The sequence below is a fragment of the Plantactinospora solaniradicis genome (assembly GCF_042658085.1).
GTDB classification, from domain to species: Bacteria; Actinomycetota; Actinomycetes; order Mycobacteriales; family Micromonosporaceae; genus Plantactinospora; species Plantactinospora solaniradicis.
The window spans coordinates 394193-420434 of sequence record NZ_JBHSPR010000032.1 but is presented as its reverse complement, the minus strand read 5'-3'; the positions used below and the strand labels follow the sequence as shown (position 1 = coordinate 420434).

At 71.5% G+C, this 26242-nt stretch carries 26 protein-coding genes; 16 read left to right on the top strand and 10 right to left on the bottom strand.

Going from position 1 to position 26242, the window contains the following annotated elements; translation table 11 throughout:
- The first annotated feature begins 407 nt into the window (after positions 1-407).
- The 4 genes from ACFP2T_RS30640 to ACFP2T_RS30625 all read left to right on the top strand — a co-directional run bounded on the left by ACFP2T_RS30640 (position 408) and on the right by ACFP2T_RS30625 (position 3820).
- Positions 408-1151: a hypothetical protein gene (locus ACFP2T_RS30640; protein ID WP_377428062.1), complete on the top strand. Its 744-nt coding sequence runs from the start codon at positions 408-410 to the stop codon at positions 1149-1151.
- A 116-nt stretch (positions 1152-1267) separates the two neighbouring features.
- On the top strand, positions 1268-2215 hold the full coding sequence (locus ACFP2T_RS30635) for an ROK family glucokinase (RefSeq protein ID WP_377427828.1): 948 nt from the start codon (positions 1268-1270) through the stop codon (positions 2213-2215).
- A gap of 110 nt (positions 2216-2325) precedes the next feature.
- Positions 2326-3066 (top strand): endonuclease/exonuclease/phosphatase family protein, encoded by a 741-nt coding sequence (locus ACFP2T_RS30630; RefSeq protein ID WP_377427825.1) that lies wholly within the window; start codon positions 2326-2328, stop codon positions 3064-3066.
- Between the two features lie 61 nt (positions 3067-3127).
- The gene (locus ACFP2T_RS30625) at positions 3128-3820 is read left to right on the top strand and encodes a DUF4184 family protein (RefSeq protein ID WP_377428060.1); all 693 of its coding nucleotides are present in this window, start codon (positions 3128-3130) and stop codon (positions 3818-3820) included.
- A 76-nt stretch (positions 3821-3896) separates the two neighbouring features.
- Here ACFP2T_RS30625 and ACFP2T_RS30620 read toward each other — a convergent pair whose 3' ends face one another.
- Both ACFP2T_RS30620 and ACFP2T_RS30615 read right to left on the bottom strand, forming a co-directional pair.
- The gene (locus tag ACFP2T_RS30620) at positions 3897-4088 is read right to left on the bottom strand and encodes a DUF397 domain-containing protein (RefSeq protein ID WP_377427822.1); all 192 of its coding nucleotides are present in this window, start codon (positions 4086-4088) and stop codon (positions 3897-3899) included.
- Positions 4079-4882, bottom strand: coding sequence for a helix-turn-helix domain-containing protein (locus ACFP2T_RS30615; RefSeq protein WP_377427819.1), 804 nt, complete (start codon positions 4880-4882; stop codon positions 4079-4081). The genes ACFP2T_RS30620 and ACFP2T_RS30615 overlap by 10 nt, the downstream gene beginning before the upstream one ends.
- A gap of 675 nt (positions 4883-5557) precedes the next feature.
- Between ACFP2T_RS30615 and ACFP2T_RS30610 the strand changes: the two genes are divergently transcribed.
- Positions 5558-5920, top strand: coding sequence for a hypothetical protein (locus ACFP2T_RS30610; RefSeq protein WP_377427816.1), 363 nt, complete (start codon positions 5558-5560; stop codon positions 5918-5920).
- A 46-nt stretch (positions 5921-5966) separates the two neighbouring features.
- Here the strand turns inward: ACFP2T_RS30610 and ACFP2T_RS30605 are convergent, their stop codons facing one another.
- Entirely contained in the window at positions 5967-6629 is a 663-nt protein-coding gene (locus ACFP2T_RS30605; protein ID WP_377427813.1) for a hypothetical protein, read from the bottom strand.
- 110 nt (positions 6630-6739) lie between these two features.
- A complete protein-coding gene (locus tag ACFP2T_RS30600) occupies positions 6740-7159 on the bottom strand; it encodes a MerR family transcriptional regulator (RefSeq protein WP_377427810.1) in 420 nt (139 codons plus the stop codon).
- A 91-nt stretch (positions 7160-7250) separates the two neighbouring features.
- Here ACFP2T_RS30600 and ACFP2T_RS30595 point away from each other — a divergent pair, with 91 nt between their 5' ends.
- The 5 genes from ACFP2T_RS30595 to ACFP2T_RS30575 all read left to right on the top strand — a co-directional run bounded on the left by ACFP2T_RS30595 (position 7251) and on the right by ACFP2T_RS30575 (position 12231).
- Complete coding sequence (locus ACFP2T_RS30595) at positions 7251-7943, top strand: SDR family NAD(P)-dependent oxidoreductase (protein WP_377427807.1); 693 nt, start codon at positions 7251-7253, stop codon at positions 7941-7943.
- Positions 7944-8062: 119 nt separating this feature from the next.
- Positions 8063-8878 (top strand): aminoglycoside adenylyltransferase domain-containing protein, encoded by an 816-nt coding sequence (locus tag ACFP2T_RS30590; RefSeq protein ID WP_377427804.1) that lies wholly within the window; start codon positions 8063-8065, stop codon positions 8876-8878.
- 153 nt (positions 8879-9031) lie between these two features.
- Positions 9032-10432, top strand: coding sequence for a flavin-containing monooxygenase (locus ACFP2T_RS30585; RefSeq protein WP_377427801.1), 1401 nt, complete (start codon positions 9032-9034; stop codon positions 10430-10432).
- Positions 10433-10505: 73 nt separating this feature from the next.
- The gene (locus tag ACFP2T_RS30580) at positions 10506-11312 is read left to right on the top strand and encodes an alpha/beta hydrolase (protein ID WP_377427798.1); all 807 of its coding nucleotides are present in this window, start codon (positions 10506-10508) and stop codon (positions 11310-11312) included.
- A gap of 22 nt (positions 11313-11334) precedes the next feature.
- Positions 11335-12231: a GNAT family N-acetyltransferase gene (locus ACFP2T_RS30575; RefSeq protein ID WP_377427795.1), complete on the top strand. Its 897-nt coding sequence runs from the start codon at positions 11335-11337 to the stop codon at positions 12229-12231.
- A gap of 43 nt (positions 12232-12274) precedes the next feature.
- On the opposite strand, the gene ACFP2T_RS30570 is transcribed toward ACFP2T_RS30575, so the two are convergent.
- The gene (locus ACFP2T_RS30570) at positions 12275-13690 is read right to left on the bottom strand and encodes an alpha,alpha-trehalose-phosphate synthase (UDP-forming) (RefSeq protein ID WP_377427792.1); all 1416 of its coding nucleotides are present in this window, start codon (positions 13688-13690) and stop codon (positions 12275-12277) included.
- Between the two features lie 163 nt (positions 13691-13853).
- Complete coding sequence (locus tag ACFP2T_RS30565; protein WP_377427789.1) at positions 13854-14699, bottom strand: DUF308 domain-containing protein; 846 nt, start codon at positions 14697-14699, stop codon at positions 13854-13856.
- Between the two features lie 250 nt (positions 14700-14949).
- Between ACFP2T_RS30565 and ACFP2T_RS30560 the strand changes: the two genes are divergently transcribed.
- Positions 14950-15690 (top strand): lysophospholipid acyltransferase family protein, encoded by a 741-nt coding sequence (locus ACFP2T_RS30560; protein WP_377427787.1) that lies wholly within the window; start codon positions 14950-14952, stop codon positions 15688-15690.
- A gap of 61 nt (positions 15691-15751) precedes the next feature.
- On the opposite strand, the gene ACFP2T_RS30555 is transcribed toward ACFP2T_RS30560, so the two are convergent.
- The gene (locus tag ACFP2T_RS30555; protein ID WP_377428058.1) at positions 15752-19303 is read right to left on the bottom strand and encodes an AAA family ATPase; all 3552 of its coding nucleotides are present in this window, start codon (positions 19301-19303) and stop codon (positions 15752-15754) included.
- A gap of 245 nt (positions 19304-19548) precedes the next feature.
- Here ACFP2T_RS30555 and ACFP2T_RS30550 point away from each other — a divergent pair, with 245 nt between their 5' ends.
- Positions 19549-19758, top strand: coding sequence for a hypothetical protein (locus ACFP2T_RS30550; RefSeq protein WP_377427784.1), 210 nt, complete (start codon positions 19549-19551; stop codon positions 19756-19758).
- Positions 19759-19919: 161 nt separating this feature from the next.
- Here ACFP2T_RS30550 and ACFP2T_RS30545 read toward each other — a convergent pair whose 3' ends face one another.
- Entirely contained in the window at positions 19920-20612 is a 693-nt protein-coding gene (locus tag ACFP2T_RS30545; RefSeq protein WP_192771356.1) for a Crp/Fnr family transcriptional regulator, read from the bottom strand.
- 499 nt (positions 20613-21111) lie between these two features.
- On the opposite strand from ACFP2T_RS30545, the gene ACFP2T_RS30540 reads away from it, so the two are divergent.
- The 4 genes from ACFP2T_RS30540 (at position 21112) to ACFP2T_RS30525 (ending at position 24338) form a co-directional block, all read left to right on the top strand.
- Entirely contained in the window at positions 21112-21633 is a 522-nt protein-coding gene (locus ACFP2T_RS30540) for a polyadenylate-specific 3'-exoribonuclease AS (RefSeq protein ID WP_377427780.1), read from the top strand.
- 262 nt (positions 21634-21895) lie between these two features.
- Positions 21896-22924 (top strand): 6-phosphofructokinase, encoded by a 1029-nt coding sequence (locus ACFP2T_RS30535; protein WP_377427777.1) that lies wholly within the window; start codon positions 21896-21898, stop codon positions 22922-22924.
- A gap of 160 nt (positions 22925-23084) precedes the next feature.
- Positions 23085-23903 carry a pyrroline-5-carboxylate reductase gene (gene proC, locus ACFP2T_RS30530; protein WP_377427775.1) on the top strand — a complete coding sequence of 273 codons (819 nt, stop codon included), beginning with the start codon at positions 23085-23087 and terminating at the stop codon, positions 23901-23903.
- An 84-nt stretch (positions 23904-23987) separates the two neighbouring features.
- On the top strand, positions 23988-24338 hold the full coding sequence (locus ACFP2T_RS30525) for a DUF2203 domain-containing protein (RefSeq protein ID WP_377427772.1): 351 nt from the start codon (positions 23988-23990) through the stop codon (positions 24336-24338).
- A 50-nt stretch (positions 24339-24388) separates the two neighbouring features.
- Here ACFP2T_RS30525 and ACFP2T_RS30520 read toward each other — a convergent pair whose 3' ends face one another.
- Entirely contained in the window at positions 24389-25165 is a 777-nt protein-coding gene (locus ACFP2T_RS30520) for a class F sortase (RefSeq protein WP_377427769.1), read from the bottom strand.
- Position 25166: 1 nt separating this feature from the next.
- Positions 25167-26057 carry a DUF4397 domain-containing protein gene (locus tag ACFP2T_RS30515; protein ID WP_377427766.1) on the bottom strand — a complete coding sequence of 297 codons (891 nt, stop codon included), beginning with the start codon at positions 26055-26057 and terminating at the stop codon, positions 25167-25169.
- Positions 26058-26242 lie beyond the last annotated feature (185 nt).

The window sequence follows — 26242 nt, the reverse complement described above, 5'->3', positions numbered from 1 at the left end:
GGCGGGCGTCGGACGTAAAGGAGCCGATCATGGGAGCAGGCGGTTCGTTCGGCGGAGCGACCGATCCGGGATCCGCACGCGAGGAAGCCGAGCGGCTGGTCGCCGCCGCGCTCGCGATGGCCCGTTCAGCCGCATCCGGGGCCCGGGAACGCGCGGAGACCTTCGGTCCGCTCAGCCAGGTGATTTCCGACGTACTGCACCAGGTGGTCCCGCCGCCGCAGGCCCCCGAACCAGCTTCGACGACCGAGTCGAAGCAGACAACGGATCCCTGGTCGGCCGCCACGACGGGCTCTTGGTCGGCCGCCACGACGGACTCTTGGTCGGCTGCCACGACCGGGCCCGGGGCCACGGACGCGCCCGCGCGGGAGGCGACTGGACCCGGCGCCCCGGACGGCGCTGCGGCGGACGTGGCCGAGGCACCCGAGGCGGCCGAGGCTCCTCCGGCGGCGGACTCCGGTGGGGGACCGACGGCCGACGTTCCGCCGCAGCCTGGAGGACCGGGCGCGCGTTCTTCGAAGGGCGGGGACGCACCGTCGGGCGGGGACTCCCCGATGGGTGCCGGATTCGCGACCGGTAGCCCCGAATGCTGCGTCTGTCCCGTCTGCCGGTCCATCGCCGCCCTACGCGATCCGAGTCCGGAATTCGCCGAACGGCTGGCCACCGGCGCTGGCGACTTCGCGGCCGGAGTGGCCAGCCTGCTCCGCGCGTTCTCCAGCGTCGCCGGTAACACCGGCAATCGCGCGGAGACCACCAGCCGCCACGACACCGGTGCACAGGGCTCCCGGCCCGGCACCGCCACCGCCACCGCCAGTCGGGCCGATGCCGATGGCGTGGACACCCCCGATGCCCCGTCAGCCGGCCCGTCGAGTGTCCGGGAAGACGCGGTGTGGCGCGAAGCCACTCGTACCAGGCATGATTCGTGGCCGGCGGACGACCAGGACGTCTGGGCGGCCGCCACCCGTGCGGAGGCCGGAGCCCAGGAGACCGGGGCGACCGCCGATCCGGACCGGTCGACCTCGGCCGGGACGGGCGGGGCCCGGCCCGCCGGCTCGTCGGCCGCCGGGCGACCGCCGGTGCCCGCGTCGCGGACCCCGGAGGGACCGGTCACCGCCGGCCCGGGCGAGCAGGTGGCCCCCGACCAGGGCCCCTGACTGCCGGAGCCGTCCGACCGGGCGGACCGGAGGCCACGGCGGTGGTGACGGCACGGTACGGCGGCAGTGGCGGGAGAGCGACCGCGAGTGCGGTACGGCAGAGGGGAGCGGCAGCGGTGACGCTGACCATCGGAGTCGATGTCGGGGGTACGAAGGTGGCCGCCGGCGTCGTCGACGTGGCGGGTGAGGTGCAGGCGTCGATTCGCCGCGACACCCCCGCCGACGACGTCGCCAAGACCCGCGACGTGATCGTCGAGGTGGTCAAGGAGCTGGCGGCCGAGTACGAGGTGGACGCGGTGGGCATCGGCGCCGCCGGCTGGATCGACGCCGCCCGGTCAACCGTGCTGTTCGCCCCGAACATCGCATGGCGGAACGAACCGATCCGCGACTACGTCAGTAACGCCGTCGGACTGCCCGTGATCGTGGAGAACGACGCCAACGTCGCGGCCTGGGCCGAGTTCCGCTACGGCGCGGGGCGGGACGCGGACGACTCGATGGTGCTGTTCACCATCGGCACCGGCGTCGGCGGCGGGATCGTGCTCGGCGGGGAACTGCTGCGCGGCGCGCACGGCATCGCGGCGGAACTCGGACACATGCTCTCGGTGCCGGACGGCCACCTGTGCGGCTGTGGCCGGCTCGGCTGCATCGAGCAGTACGCCAGCGGAAATGCCCTGGTCAGGTTCGCCCGCGCGGGTGCGAGGCAGGAGCCGGACCGGGCGACGATCCTGCTCGAACTGGCCGGCGGCGACGTCGACGCGGTGACCGGGCCGATGGTGACGGCAGCGGCCCGATCCGGCGATCTGGTCTCCGGCGCCGCGTTCGCGCAGATCGGTCACTGGCTCGGCATCGGCCTGGCCGACATGGCGCAGATCCTCGACCCGCAGATTCTGGTCGTCGGGGGCGGCGTGGTCGAGGCGGGTGAGCTGCTGCTCGGCCCGACCCGTCGGTCCTATATGGACGCTCTCTCGGCGCGTGCCACAATTCCGGTGGCGGAGATCAGGCCGGCGGAACTGGGCAACACCGCCGGGTTGGTCGGCGCGGCAGACCTGGCCCGGCGGCGGTAGCGCGGAACGGCGGGTAACGGGGGAAGAACGGCGCTAACGGGGAACAGAACGGCGGTAACGGGGGAACGGAACGGCGGCGGCCGAGAACATCCGGCGGCGGCCGAGAACAGATGAGCAAGGGGTACGGCGTGGGGCAGGTGCAGTCCCCCGGAAACGGGGATTCGTCGGTGCGCCTGCGGGTGCTGTCGTACAACGTGCACGGCCAGCGGGACGACGTCGACGCGCTGGCCGAGGCGGTCCGTGGCATGGACCCCGACGTGGTGATCGTGCAGGAGGCGCCGCGCCGATTCCGGTGGCGACACAAGTGTGCGGCCCTGGCCGACCGCCTCGGCCTGGTGGTCGCGGCGGGTGGCCTGCCGGCACTGGGGAACCTGCTGCTGACCAGCCTGCGGGTCCGGGTCTACCACACCTGGTGCCAGCAGTACCCGTTGACGCCAGGCCGGCATCTGCGCGGGGCCGTCTTCGCCGAGTGCGGGATCGGGTCCGCCCGGTTCGCTCTCGCCGGCTCGCACCTGTCCACCGACCCGACCGAGCGCCCCGGGCAGGCTGCCCTCCTGAAGGAGGCACTCGCCGCGCTGCGGCTGCCGGTGGTGGTCGGCGCCGACCTCAACGAGAACTCCGGCGGTGGCGCCTGGCGTACCGTCGCCGACGGCCTCACCGACGCCGCCGCCGTGGTGGCCGGCGGCGCGTCCCGATTCACCTACCCGTGCCTGGAACCCCGGGACCGGATCGACGCCCTCTTCGTCGACCCCCGGATCAGCGTGCTCGACTACGACGTCGTCGACACCGAGCAGACTCGCCGAGCCAGCGACCACTTCCCCATCCGAGCCGACCTCCTCCTGCCCGCCTAAGGTGTAAGGAAGGGCCCCCTATTAGCGCTTTCTGTAGAAGAAGGGCCCCTTCTTAACACCCCTGACACCCTCGCACGCCGCGCTGCCGTTGCCGCTCAAGCTCTGGCGGCCCCGCTGGTTCGACGGGGTGGCGCTCGTCGTCGGCGCCGCCGCACCCGATCTGGCGTACGCGCTCGACGGGTCGGGCCTGCCGGTGTTCCCGCTGTCGCACCAGCCAGCCGGGCTGATCCTGTTCTGCCTGCCGGTGACCCTGCTCTGCGGGGCGCTCGTCCGCTGGGCAGCGCCGACGGTCGCCGTACACCTGCCGTCCTGGCCCGGCGGGCTGGCCCTGCGTGACTACGGCGTACTCGGCGTCTCCCGGCCCGTCTTCGCGGTCAGCGCCGGCTCGGCCGTACTCGCCGCCACCAGTCATCAGGCGTGGGACCGGCTGACCCAGAACGCACCCGTGTTCGACGCCGCCTCGACGGTGCTCGGGGCGCTGGCCGCGCTCGTCCTCGCCGTACACCTCGGGCGCCGGGGGCTGCTGCGGACCTGGCACGGCGAGCCGCCGGCCACCCCGGCCCGACCGGGCCTGTTCTGGTCGGTTGCGGCGACGATCACCGCCGCCGGGGTGCTGGCCGCGTCGCAACTGCCGGGTGCGTTCCTGCCACACACGACCGGGGTACGACTGATCGGCGCACTGGCAATCGGACTGCTTGCCGGTGCGGGGGCCACGATCCTGCTCAGCCGGACCGCAGCCGCTGCCTCCCGATGACCAGGACAGCGCCGAGTCCGGTCGGCACTGCCTGTCCAGGCGAGCAGATCTGCTGACGTACTGGTGTTCGGTCGGGCTACGGGCGTCGGGCGGTCTCGGCTACGAACGTCCGCCAGGCGGTCAGGTCGAAGGTCAGGGCCGGACCGGTCGGGTCCTTGCTGTCCCGGACTCCGACGATGCCGGGCAGGTTGTCGGCGACCTCGACGCAGGCGCCGCCGGTGCTGTTGCTGCGGCTGCTCTTGCGCCACCGCGCGCCGGTCAGCTCCATGTCTGCGCCACCTCCGCTATCAGCTCGATCGACTGCTGGTGGGGCAGCGCCTCGCCCCGGACAGAGTCCCAGACATCGAGCATATGTTGCACCTGATCCGGACGGTCGACCATCTGCCCGTGGATGTGCCCCTCGAAGTAGACGACCTGCTCGCCGACCGGGGGAGTGGCGATCACGAAGGTGCCGTCCAGGCCGGCGTAGGCACCGGCCGAGGCCGGCACGACGTGGATCCGGACCCGGGGCAGGGCGGCGCCGACCTTGACCAGGTGCAGAAGTTGCTCGCGCATCACCGCCGGCCCGCCGATCGCGCGGCGCAAGGCGCTCTCGTCCATCACGAAGGTGAGCAGCGGAGGAGTGGCGCGGGTCAGGATCTCCTGCCGGTCCAGCCGGGTGACGACCTGCTGCTCGGTCTCCTCCGGGGTAAGCAGACCACTGCTGGCGAGCACGGCGCGGGCGTACGCCTCGGTCTGCAACAGCCCCGGCACATACGTCGGCTCGAACCAGCGCAGCGCCTTGGCCTCCTGCTCGACGGCGGCCCACTCCCGGAAGTAGCCGACCACGGTCTCCTGGCCGATTTTGCGCTGGATCCGCTCGAACAGGCCGTCGGTGCCGAAGATGGTGTCGCAGCGGCGGGCGAGGTCCAGACTGGGCCGCCGTTCACACGCCTCGACCTTTGCGATCATTGCGGGCGAATAGTTCGACGCCTCGGCCAATTCGGCCTGGGACATGTCGCGCTTCGTACGGGCTAGCCGTAACTCCTCGGCGAAGTGTTCGAGCATGGCCGGTCGCTCCACGGACAACCTCCGGACAGATTTGGCGCTGGCTTCGGACAGGTCCCGGACGGGCACGACGAGGCTTTATACGCCCTGGTGGTATGCGCGTCACCCCTCCTCAGCGTAGTGGCGTCCATAGCAGAGTGTCAGCAGCGGAACCGTTCGGCGGGCGGCAAACACCCGGGCGGAACCGAGCGGGGAACCGCCCATCCCAACTCCCCGAGGGGCGGTTCCCCGCATCCAACCGTTCTGTCGAAGAACGGTGTCGCACCATTCGAGGAAGGACAGGACAACGCGACGCTTCCTGCGTACGCCGAAAGGGCTTCGCTTCGCGCCCCTGCACCGTCGCGACTGGCGTCGGTTCTGGCGGTACTGCCGCTGTGGGTTGCGTTGGCCCTGCCCGGACCGGTTGACCCCGGACCCGCCAGCGCTGGGGGTACTGCCGCCACCAGTGACCGTCCCGCCACCTCCACCGCCCGACGGCATCCCGGCCCGGTCGGTGGTCACTCCGGACCCGCCACCGCCACCGGCCGGCGCCGGTCCACCCGATCGGCGTCAAGGCCGCCCGACCAACCAGCGCCCAGCCCGGCCCAGCAATCAGGGTCGAGCCGGTGCCGTCGACGCCCACACGCAACTGGTCGGTCGAGCCGGACGAACGACAGCCGCCCAGGCACACCAGGCCGGAACCGGCCCGCGATGACGAGCGACCAGACGAGTAACCAGGGGACTCGCCCGGCGATCGAGCCGCATACGCCGCAACGCCCGATCTGGCTCTGCCGGATCTGCGCGGTCGACTGGCCCTGCCTCGGCGCCCGCAGCCTGCTCTCCGTCGAGTTCGCCACCGACCCGACCGGCCTGTCCTGCTACCTCGCCGGCCAACTCCAGGCCGCGATGGCGGACCTGAGCGACCTCAACCCCGACCCCGGCCCGGACCCGGCGGCCCTGCACGCCCGCTTCCTCGCCTGGGTACGACCGCGCGTCGCCATCGCCCGCGCCCGCCTCGACAACGCCCCAACACCACCGCCACCATCCGCCGCCGGCAGTCCACGAGAGTCTTGAAGACTGCCGGCACGACGAGGACGCCGGCTTCGATTCTGCCGTGGTGTCAAGGGGCGGTGCGGCTGACGTACCGGTCGAACATCTGGAAGAGATGCTCGTCGTTCAGGGTGGACGTCAGGCGCTTGGGGATCTCGCCCCGGTAGGTGATCAGGGTGGGCGGGCAGAAGTCGACGTCGTAGGTCCGGTTCACGATTCGCTTCCCGGTGGCGAGGGCGAACAGCTCGATCTTGAAGCGTTGGCCGTCCGTCCGGACGCCCTTCGTGCCGTTGTCGGTCCGGTAGCGGCAGGTGCCGACCGGCAGGCTCTTGACGGTGGTCAGACAGGCCAACAGGGCGACCTCTTCGGGGCGCTCCGGTTCGTACCCGGGCGGGTCGTCACGGGGGACGTACCGCAACTCGTACCCCTTGCTGCCCTTCTCCTTGGCGAACACCGCGAGGGGATGCGGCGCGGCTCCCTGGTACGGCGCGGCGCGCTGGTACCTGACGTCGTCGGTCCCACACAGCTTGCCGAGGTCGTCGACCTCCTCCGCCTCGAACTCCGGCTCGGCTGGTGTGGTCGGCACGACTACCGCAGTGGTGGGCGCCGGGGTGGGCGTACCGGTCGGCGGGGCGGCGTCGGCATCGTCGGCCGGGCCGGAACAGCCCGCCAGGACGACCGCTCCGGCCAACATGATCCCCAGTTGGTTTCGCCGGGTACCTCTGCTCGCCATCGCACACTCCCGGGACGGGCTGGTTCAACGCTGTCAGGGATCATGGTGGACGGCAGTGAGCGTCCGCACGCCCGCTTTTTTACCGCCAAGTTGGCGGTTCTCGACCCCGGTCACGCCGTCTTTGAGGCTGACCCCGTCGGCTCGGGACCGTCGGGTCGGCCCGGGGCCGGCGAGTCGGCCGGCATGGCGGCGAGCAGGTTGTCGAGTGCGTGTTGCGCCGCGCCCAGCCGGCCGATCGCCTCGGCGATGCGGGCCCGTTCCCGTTCCAGGTGGTCGACCATGCCGGGACACGGCGACGGGGTCAACCGGCCGCCGTCGTCGTGTACGCAGTGCAGCACCTGCGCGATGACCGTGCTGGGAAGCCCGGCGGCGAGCAGGGAGCGGATGTGGGAGACCGCGACGATGTCCGATTCGGCGTACTCACGGTAGCCGTTGGCGAGCCGGACCGGCCGGAGCAGCCCCTGCTCCTCGTAGTAGCGCAGGAGTCGCTCGCTCACCCCGGTCTCCCGGGCCAGGGCACCGATCCGCACTGTGCGCCTCCGCACTTTCCGATTGACCTTCACATTGATGTGAGAGTTTAGCCTCCATCCGTCGGTGCAGGTCAGGGCGGAGGAGGCGCAGGTGTCAGGCGTGGTGATCATCGGGGTGGGACCAGGGATCGGACGATCGGTCGCCCTGCGATTCGCCCGGGAAGGCCTGCCGGTCGCGCTCGTGGCGCGTACCACGGCCGCGGTGCGCGCGGTGGCCGAGGAGGTCGCCCCGCTCGGCGTACGGGTCGTGGCGCTGACCGCCGACAGCACGGACGAGACCGGGCTGCGGGCCGCCCTCGACGCTGCGGCCAACGAACTCGGCCCGCCGGGCGCGGTGGTCTACAACGCCGCGATCATCCAGGCCGACTCGATCGGCGACCTCTCCGTACGCGCCCACCAGGACGCCTGGGCGGTCAACGTGGTCGGGGCGATCACCACTGCCGCGCACGTCCTGCCCGGCATGGCCGAGCGCGGCGCCGGTTCGTTCATCGTCACCGGCGGGATGCCCGAGCCGAAGGAGTCGTACGCGTCACTCTCGCTCGGCAAGGCCGGGGTACGGACCCTCGTCGCCCTGCTCGACCAGGAGTACGGGCCGTCCGGCGTGCACGTGGCGACGGTCACCGTGGCTGGTGCTGTCGCCCCCGGGACCGCCTTCGATCCGGATGACATCGCCGAGCACTACTGGCGGCTGCACACCCAGCCTCGGCAACGATGGGAGCGGGAGGTCGTCCATGCCGAGCCGACCGCCGCCGGGTCGGCCCCTGACTCGCCGGGCCAGCGTTGATCCACGAGATCGGTTGCTGCCCTGTCGCAGTTGCCCGGCTCTGTCCAGGTAAGCCGGCTCGTGCTGTGGTCCGAGTGTTTCGATCTCAACTAACGATCACTACCTGGTAGGAATGCCGGGTGATCCACCGTGACGACGTCGAAGCCCTGGTCGCCGCGAAGCATCTCGCTGGGTCCTGCGTTGCCGTCATCGGTGCCCCAGTCCGATCGGTGATCCTGCACGGGTCTCTCGCGACCGGCGACTTCATCCCCGGCCGCAGTGACATCGACCTGCTCGTCATCGTCGACAGCACGCTTTCCGACGAGCACGTCGCCGCGCTGGAGGACCTGGTCCGCCGGGCCGATCCCGGCGGTGCGAGCGGTATCGACCTGCATGTCGTGACCGAGGATGTCGCCGGCACACCGGCCCGGGTGCCGCCGATGGAGCTGCACGTCGGGCGGTACGACGGATCGTCCATCGGGGTCGAGGTCGAGTCGCGGGTGACGGCCGCCCCGGACCTGCCGGCCGAGCTGTCGATGGCTCGCGCCGACGGGCGCGGCCTGGTCGGGGTGGCGCCGGCCGACGCGATCGCACCGGTACCGGCCGAGTGGATCCGGGAGCGCGGCCGGCACTGGCTGACGACGTGGCAGTCACACACCCACGATGCGGAGGACGCCCACGATGCGGGGGATGCCGTCGACGCGGAGCATGCCGTCGACGCGGAGGACGCCGTGCACATGGTGCTCACCGCCTGCCGGATCTGGCGCTACGCGGTCGAGGAGGTGCACTCCTCGAAGGTGTCGGCCGCCGAGTGGGCCCTGGACCGGGACCCGTCGCTGACGGCGGTCCGGCAGGCGGTGCACCGGTACACGACCGATCCCGCCGCGCCGGTCGGCGCGGCCGGGACAGCCCAGGTGCTGGACACCGTGCTGCGCGACACCGCCCGGATGCGATGACCGAAGCGGCGATCAGGCCGGGGCGCAGGGATCGACGTGGTACTGCCGGGTCGTACCAACTCCGGGCGCGCGGCGGGCTGGACAAAAGGCGAGGGGAGTCGAGAGGATTCCCCCGCACGTCGGCACCTGTGCCGGACAAAAGGAGATTCTTCGGTGTCCACCTTCAGTGACCAGGAGAGCCACGAGCCGAGCGCGACCCTCTGGCGGGACGGGCGCCCGGTCTACGACCGGGGCGGCACGGTCTGCGTCATCGGCGCCGGAGCCAGCGGCCTCACCGCGATAAAAAACCTGAAGGAGTACGGCTTCGGCGCCGACTGCTACGAACGGGAGACCGGGGTCGGCGGGGCCTGGAACTGGCGGCACGACCGCAGTCCGGTCTACGCCAGCACCCACCTGATCTCGTCCAAGCCGTTGACCGAGTACCCCGACTTCCCCATGCCGGACAACTGGCCGGACTATCCGCACCACAGCCAGTTGCTGTCCTATCTGGAGCGCTACGCCGACCACTTCGACCTGCGACCGCACATCTGGTTCGGTACCGAGGTGGTCCGGGTCGAGCCCGCCGACGGGGATCGCTGGGACGTCACCACCCGCAGCACCGGCGGCTACGGTGCCGAGCGCACCTCCCGGTACGCCGCCGTCGTGGTGGCGAACGGGCATAACTGGTCACCGAAGCTGCCGGCGTACGAGGGCCTGGACGAGTTCCGGGGTCAGGTGATCCACGCGTCGGCGTACAAGGACGCCACCCAGGTTCGCGGCAAGCGGGTGCTGGTGGTGGGTGCCGGCAACACCGGCTGTGACATCGCCGTCGAGGCTGGGCAGCAGGCGGCCAAGTGCTGGCACTCGACCCGCCGTGGCTACTGGTACGCCCCGAAGTACGCCTTCGGTCGCCCGGCCGACCAGGTCGGCGACGCGGCCGGCGCGTACCGGTTGCCGTTGCGGGTGCGGCAGTGGATGTTCCACCAGATGCTGAAGCTGACCGTGGGTGACCTGACCCGGTTCGGGCTGCCCCGGCCCGATCACAAGGTCTTCGAGACCCATCCGATCGTCAACAGCCACCTCGTCTACCAGATCGGGCACGGTTCGATCACGCCGGTGCCGGACGTCGCCCGGTTCCGCCGTAACAGCGTGACCCTGGTCGACGGGCAGGAGGTCGAGCCGGACCTGGTCGTGCTCGCGACCGGTTACCTGCCCCGGTTCGAGTTCCTGGCCCCGGAGGTGCTCGGCATCGACGCCTCGGGACGGCCCGCGCTCTACCTCAACGCGTTCCCCCGACGCCATCCGACGCTCGCCGTCGCCGGCCTGCTCCAGCCCGACTCCGGCCTGTTCACGATGGTGCACTGGCAGACCGTGGCGATCGCCCGCTGGCTGCGGCTGCGCGAGCACGCGCCGGACCGGGCCCGCGCCTTCACCGCCCGGGTCGACGCCGAGGCCGGTACCCGGTGGCACTCCGCCAAGGTCAAGGAGAGCACCCGGCACTGGTTCGAGATCGGGCATATCGACTATCTGCGCGCGTTGCAGCGCACGCTCGACGAGTTGGAGGTCCCGGCATGAGCGAGCGGAGCGGGCGAATCAGCTGGCTCAGTGCGGAAAGTCATGGCGACGCCGAGCGCAGCGAGGTGGCGGTATGAAGACGCGGGTGGTACGGGTGACGGACTGGACCCGCCCGGTGCCGCCGGTGTTCCGGGAGGTACGGGCCGCCACGCCGGAGGCGCCCGAGGGCAAGCCGCCGCTGCTGTTCGTACCCGGCTTCGGCCACGGTGCCTGGGTGTTCGCCGAGCACTGGCTCGAACACGCCGCGTCGCGGGCCTTTCCGGCGCACGCGGTCAGCCTGCGCGGGCACGGCGGCAGCGGCCCGGCGCCGAAGGCGACGCTGCGGGCGTACGCCCATGACGTGGTCCAGGTGGCCGCGAGCCTGCCCCGGCAGGCGGTGCTGGTGGGGCACGGCGCCGGTGCGCTCGTGGTGGCGCACGCGCTGGCCCGCTACCCGGCACGGGCCGGGGTCCTGGTCGCCCCGGTGTTCGGCGGTTGGGGAACGCTCGGCGCCGCGCTGCGCCGCAATCCCGTCGGTACGCTGCCGGCGGTCTTCGGCGGTGCGCTGCGGCTGAACCACCGCCAGTTGTTCAGCCGGGAGCTGCCGGACGCGGCGGCCCGGGACTACGCCAGCCGGCTCGGCCGGGCGTCGTCGCGGGCACAGTGGCAGTTGCTCCGGCACCAGGCGCCCGAGCGGGCCGTGGGTAACCCGCCGTTGCTGGTTCTCGGCAGCCCGGACGACCGGGTCGTACCGCCGGCCGCGCTGACCCGGACGGCCGGGCGGTACGGTGCGGCGCCGCTGCTGTTCCCCGGCATGGGCCATGACATGATGCTCGACGCCCGGTGGCGGGAACCAATCGACGCGATCCTCGACTGGCTGGACAAGGACCTGGTCAGGTAGGGCGGATCTGAGGGGAGACTCCGTGCGGATCCGGTCTGCCGTGCCCGACGACGCTTCGGCGGTGGTGGCGCTGCGTGCGGTGGTCTACCCGTATCTCGTCCGGGGGGTGGCGTCGACCCGCCAGATGATCGCCGAACCGCCGCCCGGTGAGCAGTGGGTCCCGTTCGTCGCCGAGGTCAACGGGCAGGTGGTCGGCTGGGCCTCCGCCTACCGGAGCATCACCACCTCGGAGCCCGACTTCGGCGAGATCTCGCTGCTGCACGTGCATCCGGACCACCGTCGGCGCGGTGCCGGCGACGCGCTGTTCGGCGCGGCGCGACAGCACCTCGACCAGCTCGGCATCCGGCGCGTCCGGGCCTGGGCGCTGGCGGACTCGCTGGACTTCGCCCGGAAGCGTGGCTTCGAGCCGACCCGGGAGGCGCGCTACTCGGCACTGCCGCTGGACCCGCCGCCGCCCGGAGAGCCCGTACCGGACGACGTCCGACTGGTTACCGTGACGGACCTGGACGACCGACGCTTCTACGAGGCGCACATCGCGGCCAGCGCGGACGAGCCGGGTGACGTGCCCGCCGACGCGATCTCGTACGAGACCTGGCGGTACGAGGTCTGGGATCACGTTGCCCTCGACAAGGTGGCGAGCACCGCCGCGCTGGTGGGCTCGGATGTCGCCGCGTTCTCGCTGGTCAAACGGGACGGTGCGCGGATGTGGTCGGACATGACCGCGACGATGCCGCAGCACCGTGGCCGAGGACTGGCCCGGCTGGCGAAGGTGACGGCGCTGCGGCGGGCCGCCGAGCGCGGCGTCACGGTCGCCTACACCTCCAACGCCGAGTCGAACGCGCCGATGCTCGCGATCAACGAGCGGCTGGGCTACCGACCGGTCGCCACCCAGTTCGCCTGCCTGGCCACCCTCGGCTGACACCCGTCGCGGGTGCCGGTGTGGGCGGCCAGGCCGGCGCCGGTCAGGTCGTGGCCAGTTGGGTGACCAGGTTCCCGGTCTGGTCCAGCGACGTCAGGTAGGACCGCGCCCACGCCCGGATGTCGTGCACCCGCAGGTGCTGGCGCATCGACTGCATCCGACCGGTCAGATCGACCGGGGTGGCCTGTAGGGCGTGCATCAGGGTCAACTTGAGGCCCTCCAGGTCGTGCGGGTTGACCAGGAACGCCTGCGGGAACTCCGCGGCGGCCCCGGCGAACTCGCTGAGCAGCAGCGCGCCGCCGTCGTCGACCCGGGCGGCCACGTACTCCTTGGCGACCAGGTTCATGCCGTCCCGCAGCGGCGTGACGGCCATGATGTCGGCGGCCCGGTACAGGGCGGCGAGTTCCGCCCGGTCGAACGGTTGGGTGAGGTAGTGGATCGCGGGTTCACCGACCCGGCCGAATTCGCCGTTGATCCGCCCGACCTCGCGCTCCACCCGTTCCCGCAGGATCTGGTACTGCTCGACCCGTTCCCGGCTCGGCACGGCCACCTGGACCATCACCGTGTCCCGGACCTTGACGTGCCCGGTGGCGAGTAGTTCGCTGTACGCCTTCAACCGCTGCTCGATGCCCTTGGTGTAATCCATCCGGTCGACGCTGAGGATCACGTGCTGCGGGTCGCCGAGGTCCCGGCGGATCCGGGTGGCTCGCTGGGTCACGTCCGGGCGGCGGGCCAGCGCCTCCATCTCGGTCATGTCGATGGAGACCGGGAAGGCGCCGATCCGTACCACCCGCTCGCCGACCGCGATCCGGCGGTCGGTGGCCGGCAGTTGCAGCACCTTGGTCGCGAGTTGCGCGAAGTTGTGCGCCGCCTGGGCCCGCTGGAAGCCGACCAGGTCGGCGCCGAGCATGCCGAGCAGCAGTTCGGCCCGGCGGGGGAGCTGCATGAACAGCTCGGGCGGCGGAAAGGGTACGTGCAGGAAGAAGCCGATCCGCAGATCGGGGCGGATGGCCCGGAGCAGACCGGGCACGAGTTGCAGGTGGTAGTCCTGCACCCAGACCAGGGCCTCCGGCTCGGCGGCCTCGGCGGCGGCTTCGGCGAACCGTTGGTTGACCCGCTGGTACGCCTCCCACCAGCGGCGGTGGTAGACCGGCTGCTCCACCGAGTCGTGGTAGAGCGGCCAGAGCGTCGCGTTGGCGAAGCCCTCGTAGTGGTCGCGTACGTCGTCGCGGGCCAGCGGCACACTGTGCATCCGTACGCCGTCGATGTCGGCGAGCATGGGTGCGGGACCGGTGCCGCCGGCCCAGCCCACCCAGGTCGCAGGGGTGTGTTGGAGGAGTGGATGTAGGGCGCTGACCAGCCCGCCGGGGCTGCGGCGCCATTCGCAGGCGCCATCGGGCGCCACGCTGTCGTCGACGGGCAGCCGATTGGCCACCACCACGAGGGAACTCTGTCGCATTCGGGCACCTCGTTCCGGGCGAGGCGACCACCGCGAATGAAGAGCGATCGGGTAGTCGTGAGGGGAAGGTAACTTACCGCAGTATTCCTACTGATAGGAAATTACGCGAGTGTTACACCTTGCCTTCACACGGCGATGAATCTCGCGATCTGGACAACAGGGGTCAGACCACCGCGCCGTCGTCCGGGTCGTCGTCCTCCTCGTCGCCGGGCCGGAGACGCCAGATCAGGGTCACGAAACCGGTGAGGATCCCGGCGAAGCCGAGCATGGTCACCAGGGCCCGGTCGATCGGGAGCAGCCACGGGAAGAGGAAGAGGGCGAACCCGGCGACGATGGCCAGTACACCGATTACCGCGTACTTCGACATCCGGGGCAGCGGCGGCGGTGGTGGCGGGACGTAGCGCTCCTCCGGGCCGTCCGGAAGATCCGCGCCGAAGGTGTCCAGACCGTCGAGGAGTGACGGGTCGTCCGCCCGGCCACCCACCGAGATGCCGGAGATGTCGGTCGCGGACGGCAACCGGCGTACGCCCGTGTCGACCGGGCCGGAAGGGTCCTGGCCGGGTCGGGTCGGCGGGGTGGTCTCGGCGGCCCGGTCGGGTGGCTCGGCGACGGCGACGTCCTCGACGGCCGGCCAGGATCGGTGGTCCGCCGCGACCTCGGTGTGGTACCCGGCGATGATCCGGGCCCACTCGGCCTCCACGTCCGGGTCGGGCTGCGGAGCGGGCTGGTCCGGAAGGTCTTCCTCGGCAAGTTGGGTCAGGTAGTCCCGGGCGGTGGCCAGGAAGCTGCGGTCGACGTAGAGCCGGTCGACCGGCCGGGCCGGCACGGTGGTGGTCCGGGTCACCGGGTTGAGGTCGGCGGACGGCTGGAGGTAGGCGGCGATGCCGCCCGCGGCGAGCACGTCGAGCAGATGCTCGCCGAGCCGCGGATCCACATCGCCGGCGACGGCGTACTCCGTCGCCTCGAGCCCGTTGTCCCGCCGTCCCCGGCGAGCCCCACCCGCTGACACCCGACACCCTCCCTACCGGTCCGTGGCGCGCGACCGTGATCATGTCGTTGGCTGACCGACGGACCGTGCAATGAATCGTGACACGGCGGCCACTGGTTCCGGGAGTGCGTTGTGGCGTGCCGTACCCGCTTCGTAGGCTTCTTGCCGACAGTTCCCGCCCGCGGCCCGTGGTTCCGGTGCGACGCTTTCCGCGTGCCGCGCCGGCCGGAGGCCGTCGTGGGGATGCGCGGGACGCTCGGGAAGGACACTGGTGCTGTACGGGCTGATGAAGTACGTCATCCTCGGACCCTGGCTGAAGTTGATCTTCAGACCGAAGGTCGAGGGGAGAGAGAACGTACCGGACTCCGGTCCGGCGATCATCGCCAGCAACCATCTGTCGTTCTCAGACTCGATCTTCATGCCCCTGATGGTCAAGCGAAAAGTGACCTTTGTCGCGAAGGCCGAATACTTCACCGGCAAGGGGCTGAAGGGCTGGCTGGTGAAGATGTTCTTCGTCGGCACCGGCACCATCCCGGTCGACCGCTCGGGTGGCCGGGCGGCGCAGGCGGCGCTGGACACCCAACTGAGCGTCCTACGGGCCGGTAACCTCGCCGGGATCTATCCGGAGGGCACCCGCTCCCCGGACGGCCGGCTTTACCGGGGCAAGACCGGGGTGGCCCGGCTGGCGCTGGACAGCGGCGCTCCGGTCATCCCGGTGGTGATGCTCAACGCCGACGAGATCCAGCCGCCCGGGAAGTTGCTTCCCCGGATCAAGCGGGTCCGGATCAGGTTCGGCGAGCCACTCGACTTCTCCCGGTACGCCGGGATGTCCGGTGACCGGTTCGTCGAGCGGGCGATCACGGACGAGATCATGTACGAGCTGATGGAACTCTCCGGGCGCGAGTACGTCGACATCTACGCCCAGAAGATCAAGAACCAGCAGTTGAAGGCGGCAGCCGCCCCGACTGTCAAGCCACCCGCCGAGTCGACCACCGGTTCCGTGGCCGCCTGACCGCCCCGCCCCCGCAGCGGCCAGACCCGGACGCGGGGACGGGGGAGGGACGGTGCGGCGCTCAGGAGGCGAGTCCCGGCGCCGCGTCGGCGGTCGGCGGGGCGTGGCCGAGCCGGAGCAGGCCGGGTGCCCGGTTCCGGAGCGCGAAGGCGCGCACCTCGGCCAGCGCCAGCTCGGCGTCGGCGCGGGCGTCGGCCAGGGTCAGCTCGCTGGCGGCCAGCGCCAGCGCCAGCATCCGGTCGGTCATGGCCGGAATCTGCGCGTACGTCTCCGCCGCCGCGGTGTAGAGCTGTCCGGCCCGGTCATGGTCGCCGTCCGAGCTGGCCAGGGCCGCGGTCACGGTACGCCGCGCCGCCTCGGTCCACGGGGTGTGGTGGGTGACCCGGTCCAGCATGTCCCGGATCTGTACCGCCGAGTCCCGACCGGTCAGCGCGGCGGCGTACGCGGCGGACGGGATCCACTCGCCGCTGGCCAGGGACGGCACCGCGGTCCACGACTCGGCCAGCTCGGCGATCAACCCGGCGGCCTCGGACGAGCGGCCCTGGAGGGCCCGGCACAGCGCACCCAGGCCCAACACGTTCCAGTGCAACCGGTGGAAGCCACTGCGCCGGGCCGTGTCCAGGGCATCGGTGATGTCGTCGACGGGTACCTCGCCCGGCCGGCTCGGCGCCACCTCGCCCGGGACCGGCTCGTCACGCAGCACCCGCAGGTACGCCCGCACGCCGCGTAGCTGCATGTCCCACCGGCCGTCCGGGGTGTCGACGAAGGCGTCGGCCACGGTCAGCACCTTGCCGAACTCGCCCTCGCAGTAGGCGCGCAACGCATCCATCGAGCCGCCGGTGGCCGGTGTCCCGCCCTCGTTGAGCGCGGGACAGGACGCCCTCAGCTCGCTGGCCTGGATCCAGTCGCCCTCCTCCTGCATCGCGTGGGCGAGGTTGCGTACCACCCGGGGCAGCGCGAGCAGTTGATGGGCCTGGCAGAACCGCAGGATCTCGTGCAACTCGTCCAGCCCGGCCCGGTCGCCGGCCTGGTAACGGGTGGTCGCGACGGTGATCCGGGCGTGGGTCTGCGTCTCGATCAGGCCCAGCCGTTCGGCGATGTCGGCCGCCGCGCCGGCCGCGGCCACCGCCGGGTCGCGTTCGTAGTTGAGCATGTGCAGCCGGCCCAGCTCGGCGTAGGCGTCGGCCTTGTGTCCGGTGTCGGGCAGCGCGTCGAACAGCTCGACGGCGTGGTCCAGGCAGGCCAGCGCGCCGGCCCGGTCGGCCCGCAGCCAGGCGGCCTGGCCGAGCAGGGTCCAGGCCCGCGCCGCCCCGCCGTGTTCGCCGTACGCGAAGAGCCGGTCCGCCAGCGTGTGCAGCTGGTCGGTGCCGCTGCCGGCGAGGAAGGCGTTGCCGTCGCGGAAGTAGGAGATCTCGGTGCTGAGCAGCTCCAGTTGCAGCCGGCCGACCGGATCGGTGTCGTCGGCCAGCCCGAGCGCCCGCGCCGCGTGGTTGGCCGCCGCGTCGAGCGCGTGCAGCGCGTACGCCCGCCGGGCCGCCCGGTGCAGCGCGTCCCGGGCGGACGGGGCGTACCGGTCGGTGTCGACGCCGAGCGTGTGCGCGATCTCGTGTGCCGCCCAGCGGTGATGGGCGAGCACCTCGGCCAGGTCGGTCTCCCGACCCCGGGACATGCTGTCCAGCCAGTCCGCCGTCCGGTCGTGCCGGGCGACCCGCTCGGTCCGGGGCAGCCGCTGGTAGCAGACGTCCCGGACCAGGACGTGCCGGAACCGGAACTCGGGCTGACCGGCCATGGTCGAGGACGCCTGCTCGTGGACGAAGTCGCGCTGCTCCAACTGGCGCAGGGCCCGTTCGACCGACTCGACGGGCTGGCCGAGCGCGGCCGCGACGGCACCGGGCCAGAACTGCATGCCGACCACCGACGCCGCCAGCAGCACCGTCCGGTCCGGGCCGTCGAGCAGGTCCACCCGGTTGGCGATCACCGAGTGGACGCTGTCCGGCATCGCCATGTCGTGCTGCTTCTCCAGCGACCAGCCCCGCCCCGACTGGCGCAACGCACCCTGCTCGATGAGCATCCGGACGTACTCGTGGGCGTAGAGCGGATTGCCGTCGGCCACCTCGACCAGTGGGCTGAGCATGTCGGTCGAGAACGCCGCCTGCCCGAAGATGTGGCCGTAGAGCGAGGCGATGCCGGTGTCCCGCAGCGGCGGGAGGGTGATGATCAGAGAGCCGCTGGTCGTCCCCGCCCAACTGGGCTCCCGGTTGACCAGTTCGGGTCGGGCGGTGCAGAGCAGCAGCAGCGGCACGTTCTGCACGTACGCCCCGAGCAGTTCGACGAAGTGCAGCATCGCCTCGTCCGCCCAGTGCAGGTCCTCGAAGACCAGCACGGTCGGCTGGCGGGCGGCGAGCGCGACCAGGAACCGCCGCCAGGCCGACTCGGACTCCTCGGCCGGCAGCGTCGGCCCGGGCAGCCCGACCACCGGGCGGAGCGCGTCCATCAGCCGGTCCGCCTCGCCCGGCCCGACCAGTTCGGCCAGCGCCGCGTCCAGCCGACGGGTCGCGATGGCGGCCGGATCGGTGTCCAGGATGCCGGCCTCGGCCTTGACGATGTCGGCCAGCGCCGCGAAGGTGACGTTCTCGCCGAACGGGGGACACCGGCCGACCCGCCAGGTCAGCGGCTCGTCGGTCAGCCGCTCGGTGTGCCGGAACAGCTCGCGGACCAGCCGGCTCTTGCCGATCCCCGCGTGCCCGAGCACCGTGATCATCTGCGGAAGACGGTCCCGGATGGACCGGTGCAGGGCGTTGACCAGCAGCCCCAGCTCGTGCTCGCGGTCGATCAACGGGGTGGTGTCGGGCTCCCGGTCCGGCGGCTGCCGCTGCACGGGGGCCAGCGCCAGCCAGACCTCGGTCGGCGTGGACCGCCCGCGCAGGGTCACCGGGGCCTGCTCCTCGTACCGGATCGCGTCCCTGGTCAGCGCGTGGGTTGTGCCGCACACCAGCACGCCGCCGGGCGGCGCCACCGACTGCATCCGGGATGCGGTGTTCACCACGTCGCCGGCCACGATCGCCTGGCCACCGTCCCGGGCGGCGGCCACGTCCACCAGTGCCTCGCCGGTGGCCACCCCGACCCGGAACCGCAGGTGGTCGGCGCCGGTCGGGGTGAACCGGGTCAGCACCCGCTGCAACTCCAGACCTGCGCGCACACAGCGCAGCGGGTCGGTCTCGGTCGCCACCGGCGCGCCGAACAGGGCCATCACGGCGTCGCCGATGTACTTCTCCACCACCCCGCCGTACTGGCCGATGACCCGGCGGGCCGTCGAGAAGAAGGCGGTCTGCATGCCACGGACCAGTTCGGGATCCGCGCGTTCGACGTACGGCGTGAAGTCGATCAGGTCCACGAACAGGACGCTCACCCGCCGCCGGTCCTCCTGGGGGGCCGGCGCCCGCCGGCCGGGTCGCCCCGGTCGGGGATTGCCGCAGGCGGTGCAGAACGCCGCGTCGGCGGCGAGTGGCTGGTCGCAATGTGGGCAGGTCGGAGTCAGCTCGGTCCCGCAGCCGCCGCAATAACGGTCGCCGACGGCGGTGGTCCGGCCGCATCTGGTACAGAGAGCGGAGATGCCGACCTCCTACAGCGTCGAAGTAGCCTGCTGTCCTGCGGCGGCGGTGCCGTCGGCCCATGCCGGCCAAGGGCTCCGGCCGATTGTCAACCACCGCGCGTGTCGGGCGAATCGCCACCGCCGAGTATCACCGTCTGAACGTCTGTCAGGAACCGGCCTGTTAGCTAGCGGACAGTTCACCCGATAGTGTTCCAAGATACAGTCATTGGCGCCTACCGATCGACGGATTATCAGGGAGATGGGCAATGGTGTACGTCCGACTGGAAAGGGAATGGACCGACGGCGACGGCGTCGGACGCTCCCCGGGGGACATGATCGACGTAGACGCCGCCACGCTGGCGAAACTCCAGGCCGCAGGGATCGTCGGAGGCGAGGGCCCGGACTGGCCCGGACCGACCGGCGGCGGCGAGGGTGGCGGCGGCGGCTCGACCACGAACTGGCCCGGATCGACCTGAGTCGAAGCCGGACCGAGCACGATCGGGCGTTTCGGAGGCCGTGGGTGGTCTCCGGGACGCCCGCCGTCGGTCCGGACCGGGATCGGGTGGCGACGGTGCGACGGCCGGTGCGACGAACAGACGGTAGCTGCCCGGCGGACGGTAGCTGCCCGGCGGACGGGTCAGCGGTCGGCCATGCCGGCGCGGCGGCGCAGGGCCGCGACGTCGGTCACCACGATCCGGCGCCCCTCGGTACGCAGCCAGCCTCGGCTGGCGAACGACCCGATGGCCTGGTTGACGCTCTGTCGCGAGCCACCGGCCATCTCGGCCAGTTGGCTCTGGTTGAGCTCGATGGTGATCATCGGCGCCTGGCTCTCCCCGGCCAACCGGACCAGCGTCTTGGCGACCCGTCCCGGCAGGTCGAGGAAGACGTGGTCCGCGTTCTGCTCGGTCAGCCGGCGGATCAGCCCGCCCAGCGACCGCATCACGGCGTCGAGGATGCGTGGGTTGGAGTGCACCAGCTCCATGAACGCCCCACGGGACAGCGCCAGGGCCGTGCAGTCCTCAATGGCCTCGGCGGAGGCGGACCGGGTGGAGGCGTCCAGTAGGGACACCTCGCCGAGCACGTCGGGCGGGCGGATCACGTTGAGCACGGCCCGCTCCCCGGTCGGTGCGGTGCGGAACACCGCTACCGCGCCCCGGCGGAGCACGATCAGGGATTCGCCCGGATCGTTCTCCACGAACAGCAGTTGGCCCTTGCGATAGGTGCGCGGGACCGCCGCGGCGATGACCCGTTGACGTACCTCGGGCTCAAGGCCGGCGAACATCTCGACGCCGGTGAGGGCGTCGCCCGGCTCAGGCAGGCGAACCTCCAAGGCTCAACCCCTCCCCGGTAAATAACCACAGTTTCTCTCGGACGACCCGCAACCGACCGAGGAAGCAAGGTGAAACTCATACCGGTAGGAGTCCGGTAGCGGTACACATCAGATCATGACGGTCGTGTCGCTTGCTGTACACCCCTCAAATCACTTCTGTGACAGTTCTGTCGCTGACCAGGGGGCATTCTGAGGCTCAGATTCGCCGCTGGGTGGGGACCGTACGGGGGCGCGGCGGATCTTTGGGGGCGCGGGGCGCCGCGACCGGTCGGAGGGCGAGTCAGCTCCTGGCCGGCCGCGGCGGACAGCGGCGCGACCGGCGTGGGGGCGCTGGTCGCCCGGCCAGGGGAGGGCGTGGTGATCCGGCAGATCGGATCACCACGCCGGCTGGCGTTACGGACCCGGCGAGATGCCGCCAGTGGCGGTCACGGGCCGTGAGGGTTCGACAATTCCGCCCCCGATTCCCGCCGGGCGGGACGGATGGGCAAGGATGGCGGCGATGGTCTACCGCTATTTCTACGACTGCGAGTTCATCGAGGACGGCCGGCTCGTCGACCTGGTGTCGATCGGCGTCGTCGATGAGTACGGTCGCGAGTTCTATGCCGTCTCCACGGAGTTCGACGACTCGCGGGCGGTGCCGTGGGTGCGCCGGCACGTTCTGGACAAGCTGCCGTCCCCGGCGGACCGGGCGTGGCGCTCCCGCGAGCGGATCCGCGACGACCTCTACGAGTTCCTGGTGGAGCCCGTCCGGGGCCGGCCGGGGGAGCGGTTGGAACTCTGGGCCTGGTACGCGGCGTACGACCACGTGGCGCTGGCGCAGCTCTGGGGAGCGATGCCCGCGCTGCCCCGGGAGATCCCGCGGTTCACGAAGGAACTTCGACAGCGGTGGGAGGACCGGGGACGGCCGCCGCTGCCCGAGGCCGACGCCGAGCGGCACGACGCCCTGGTCGACGCCCGCCACAACCTGGCCCGCTGGCAGGCCATGCACTCCCGCCCCGGGACCGAGTCGACGCCCTCCTGACCGGCGTCAAGACGTGGTCATGACGGGTCCACGGACCAATCGGGCGAGATCCGGCGGATCCGGACACCCGGTCCTTGATCATGATGATCTTCCTGTCCCACCCCGCCAACCGCGCACGGGGCGCGCTGGCCTGCCCTCCGGCGGGCGACTACAGTGCGCAATGACGGCCCGCCCCGGGCCGGCAACGACGCCGACGGTCTGACCTGACTTCGACCCTGGGGCTTGACGGGCTTACTCGAAGCTCCAGGAGGAGAAGCAGATCATGCGTATCGGCGTGCTCACCGGTGGTGGTGACTGCCCGGGTCTGAACGCGGTGATCCGAGCGGTGGTGCGTAAGGGCGTTGCCACCTACGGCCACGACTTCATCGGATTCCGCGACGGCTGGCGCGGTCCGCTGGAAGGGCTGACCAAGCCGCTCGGCATCGCGGAGGTGCGGGGCATCCTCCCGCGCGGCGGCACGATCCTGGGCTCCTCCCGGACCAACCCGTTCAAGATCTCCGGTGGGGTCGAGCAGATCAAGACCAACCTCGCCGAGCAGGGCGTGGACGCGCTGGTGGCGATCGGCGGCGAGGACACCCTCGGCGTCGCCACCAAGCTGCACGAACTCGGCGTCCAGGTGGTCGGCGTACCGAAGACGATCGACAACGACCTGAGCGCCACCGACTACACGTTCGGCTTCGACACCGCCGTGAACATCGCGATGGAGGCGATCGACCGGCTGCACACCACGGCCGAGAGCCACCACCGCACCCTGGTCGTCGAGGTGATGGGCCGGCACGCCGGCTGGATCGCCCTGCACGCGGGTCTCGCCGGTGGCGCGAACGTGATCCTGCTTCCCGAGCGGCAGTTCGACGTCGACCAGGTCGCCGGGTACGTCGAGAAGCGCTTCCAGCACCAGTACGCCCCGATCGTGGTCGTCGCGGAGGGCGCACAGCCGCTCGACGGCCAGATGGTGCTGCACAACCAGGAACTGGACGCGTTCGGGCACGTCCGGCTCGGTGGCATCGGGCAGTGGCTCGCGCAGCAGCTGGAGGCGAAGACCGGCAAGGAGGCCCGGACGGTCGTGCTCGGGCACATCCAGCGCGGTGGCACGCCTACCGCGTTCGACCGGGTCCTCGCCACCCGGCTCGGCCTCCAGGCGATCGACGCCGTGAACGAGGGCGACTGGGGCAAGATGGTCGCCATGCAGGGCACCGACATCGTCCGGGTTCCGCTGGCGGAGGCGACCCGCGAGCTGAAGACCGTGCCGCTGGAGCGCTACACCGAGGCCGAGGTCTTCTTCGGCAGCTGACGACTCGCGGTGGTGGGGTGGCCCGCCGCACCCGGCTCCGAGCGGTCAGGCTTGATCTCTCCGCCGGGCGCGGCGGGCCACCCCGATCCCGAGCTGCCACCTGCCTGTGAGGGTTTGACGGCTTTCACCTGAGCTTGACGGCTTCACCTGAGGAGGAGCGATGTCGCCGGGAGCACACACGGTCGCCGTGATCGGCACCGGAAAGATCGGTGAGTTGATGCTCTCCGGGCTGCTCCGGGCGGGATGGCCTGTGGACCGGCTGCTGGCCACGACCCGTCGGCAGAGCCGGTCCGAGGAGATCGCCACCCGGTACGGCGTACGGGTGGTCGACAACCTGACCGCGGTCGCGGAGGCGGACGTTCTCGCCGTGTCGGTGAAGCCGCAGGACGCGGACGCGCTGCTCGACGAGATCGGTCCGAAGGTGCCGGCCGACAAACTGCTGATCTCGCTCTGCGCGGGCCTGCCGACGAGCTTCTTCGCCCGGCGGCTGCCGGAGGGCACGCCGGTGATCAGGGTGATGACCAACACGCCGGCACTGGTCGACGAGGCGATGACGGCGATCTCGGCCGGCGTACACGCGACAGCGGCGCACCTGGAACTCGCCGAGGAGATGTTCCGGCCGTTGGGCGCGACCATCCGGGTCCCCGAGTCGCAGCAGGACGCGGTGACGGCGTTGTCCGGTTCCGGACCGGCCTACTTCTATCTGCTGGTCGAGGCGATGGTCGACGCGGGAATCCTGCTCGGCCTGCCCCGCCAGGTGGCCCACGAGTTGATCGTGCAGACCGCGATCGGGTCCGCGGTCATGCTGCGGGATTCCGGCGAGCACCCGGTGAAGCTGCGGGAGGCGGTGACCTCGCCGGCCGGGACGACGATCTCCGCGATCCGGGAGTTGGAGAACCACGGCGTCCGGGCCGCGCTGTTGGCCGCGCTCGAGGCGGCCCGGGACCGGGCCCGGGAGATCGCCGCCCAGCACGACTGAGCGGTGCGGCCCGACCGAGCGGTGCAGCACGTATGAGCCGTCGAGCGGGTCCGGAGCCGACCCTTGTGCCCCATACTGACCGACGTGTTCACCCTCGCCCAGGCGCGCCACATGATCGCCACGCTGCGCCCCCGGATTGACGAGCTCATCACGCTCCGTGCCGACCTGGCCGAGCTGCGGACCGACCTCGCCGACCGGGCGGCGAGCCCGCTGGGCGGGCTGCCGGAGGTCAAGGGGCTGGAGGCGCGGATCTTCGGCATCCTCGAGGAGCTGACCGGGCACGAGATCCAGGTCAAGGGCTTCGCGCCGGTACTACTCGACTTTCCCGGCGAGCGCGACGGCCAGCCGGTGCTGTGGTGCTGGCTGGAGGGTGACGACGACGTGGGTTGGTACCACCGGGTGGAGTGCGGGTTCGCGGGTCGTCGCCGGGTCTGACCCGGCTTTGGCAGACGGTGTGTGCAGGGCAGACGGGTCGACGGATGGCGTCAGCCGGCGGCCGAGCTCGGGATCACCACCGGCAGGTCGGCGACGGCGAAGACGACCAGGTTGTCCAGATAGTGTCCGGTGGGTCGGTGGAACACCCCGTCGCAGGTGATCAGGCGCAACTCGGGCCCGGGAGTGGGCCCGTAGACGGCGGCCGTCGGAAAGTCGTCCTTCGCGTGCCGGCTGAGCCCGGTCACCCGGAACGGGATCCATCCGGTGTCCCGCCGTACCTCGATCCGGTCGCCCGGACGCAGCTCGGACAGCCGGTGGAAGACGGCCGGTCCGGCTTCCGAGTCGACGTGCCCGGCGATCACGGCCGGTCCGACGTCACCGGGTGCGGTTCCTCCGGCGTACCAGCCGGCCTCGGCGAAATCGGTGGGTGCGGCGAGTCGACCGGTCCGGTCCAACCGCAGCCGGGCCAGCGTGGAGTCGACCCGGATCCGCGGAATCCGTACCCGGGTCGGTGGGCCGGTGGGTGACCGGACGGCCGTCCGGGTCGGGGTGGGTGGGCAGTCGAGCTGGCAGCCCGTCGGCCGGATCCGGGTCGTCGCGGTCGTTGCCGTCGCCGTGGTCGTGGAGTCGGGCGTCAACGCCGGCCGGCTGTCGCCGGCCACGGCGCCGCCGAGTGCGGTGCCGAGCAGGGCACAGAGCAGCAGGCTGGCAAGGCTCGGCGCGGCCGTCGGCCGGGCCGGGCCGGGGGCGACGGCCGGCCGGGACGCGCGGACTCGCGCCCAGCGCCGCCAGCCTGTGGCGCCGGGCGCGGTCGGGCCCTCGGTCATGTCACGAGGTGCGGCGCCGACGGAGCCGGAAGAGGCGCCGGCCGGTCGCCGTGACGACGACAGCGAGCAGCGCACCGACCGAGGCCAGCCCGATCGGGTACGTCGAGTCGTTCCGTCCGGCCGTACCGCCCGCGCCGGTGTCCACGCCACCGGACGGCACCACGACTCCGCCCCGCGCGTCGACCCGTAGCTCGGTGGTCAGGCCACTCTGCTTCGCGTCGAGCACCAGCAGCGAGTAGACGGTGCCGTCGGCGAGTGACACGTCGACCGTCGTCGGCTTCGCGCCGGTCGCCGACAGCCGTAGTGTCGACCGTCCCGGCTCGACCTCGTGGTACGCGGTGGTGGTGGCGAACTGCACGCCGCTGGCGATGCTGGCGCCCTCGGCCACCGACACGTCGATCACGGGTGCGCGTACCGACGCCTGCACCACCCGGACCTTCGCCCGGCCGTCCGGCGGTGCGCTCAGGTCGTCGTCGAGCACCTTCAGCCCCAGACCGGCGTACCGGCCGACACCGGCGACGGTGTACGCCTTCCCGGCGGCCACCGAGACCCGTTCGGTGAGCACCGGCGGATCCGTGGCAGGTGCGCCGGCCCTGCGCATCGCCACCGCGTACGGGCCGACCGGCAACGGCAGGTACGGGGACAGCACGCCATAGCCGACCGCCTTGAACACCTGCGGTTTCGCCGAGTCGGTCGCGGCGCCGAGATAGACGTCGACGGCCGGGGTGTCCGGCGACAGGTGGGCCAGCCGCACGTAGCCGACCGTCGCCTCGGCGCTGGCGGTGGCGGGGGTCGGGACGAGGGTGCTCAGGCCCAGTCCGAGACCGAGGGCGGCCGCCCCGGCCGCGATCCGTCGCCCGATTCGGATCAGGGATGTGGTGGTGTGGTCCATCGTGCCTCCTGACTGTGGCGGGCACGGTAGCGGCCCGGGGGCCCGGAATGTCGCACTGGCGGTCCGTCCGGACGGGAGCGATCACGGGAGGACGCTCGGGAGGACCACTGGGCCGTTGAAAGGGTCCCGAGCCGGTACCGAGCCCGCAAGCTCGCCACGCAGGGTTACTTAATCGTTACGCACAT

Bases quoted from the DNA above. Each gene is read 5' to 3' on its own strand.
- ACFP2T_RS30605 (WP_377427813.1), bottom strand. From the start codon at position 6,629: ATGGCGAGCAGAGGTACCCGGCGAAACCAACTGGGGATCATGTTGGCC.
- ACFP2T_RS30515 (WP_377427766.1), bottom strand. From the start codon at position 26,057: ATGGACCACACCACCACATCCCTGATCCGAATCGGGCGACGGATCGCG.
- ACFP2T_RS30570 (WP_377427792.1), bottom strand. From the start codon at position 13,690: ATGCGACAGAGTTCCCTCGTGGTGGTGGCCAATCGGCTGCCCGTCGAC.
- proC (WP_377427775.1), top strand. From the start codon at position 23,085: ATGTCGCCGGGAGCACACACGGTCGCCGTGATCGGCACCGGAAAGATC.
- ACFP2T_RS30610 (WP_377427816.1), top strand. From the start codon at position 5,558: ATGACGAGCGACCAGACGAGTAACCAGGGGACTCGCCCGGCGATCGAG.
- ACFP2T_RS30580 (WP_377427798.1), top strand. From the start codon at position 10,506: ATGAAGACGCGGGTGGTACGGGTGACGGACTGGACCCGCCCGGTGCCG.
- ACFP2T_RS30535 (WP_377427777.1), top strand. From the start codon at position 21,896: ATGCGTATCGGCGTGCTCACCGGTGGTGGTGACTGCCCGGGTCTGAAC.
- ACFP2T_RS30540 (WP_377427780.1), top strand. From the start codon at position 21,112: ATGGTCTACCGCTATTTCTACGACTGCGAGTTCATCGAGGACGGCCGG.
- ACFP2T_RS30630 (WP_377427825.1), top strand. From the start codon at position 2,326: ATGAGCAAGGGGTACGGCGTGGGGCAGGTGCAGTCCCCCGGAAACGGG.
- ACFP2T_RS30550 (WP_377427784.1), top strand. From the start codon at position 19,549: ATGGTGTACGTCCGACTGGAAAGGGAATGGACCGACGGCGACGGCGTC.
- ACFP2T_RS30520 (WP_377427769.1), bottom strand. From the start codon at position 25,165: ATGACCGAGGGCCCGACCGCGCCCGGCGCCACAGGCTGGCGGCGCTGG.
- ACFP2T_RS30620 (WP_377427822.1), bottom strand. From the start codon at position 4,088: ATGGAGCTGACCGGCGCGCGGTGGCGCAAGAGCAGCCGCAGCAACAGC.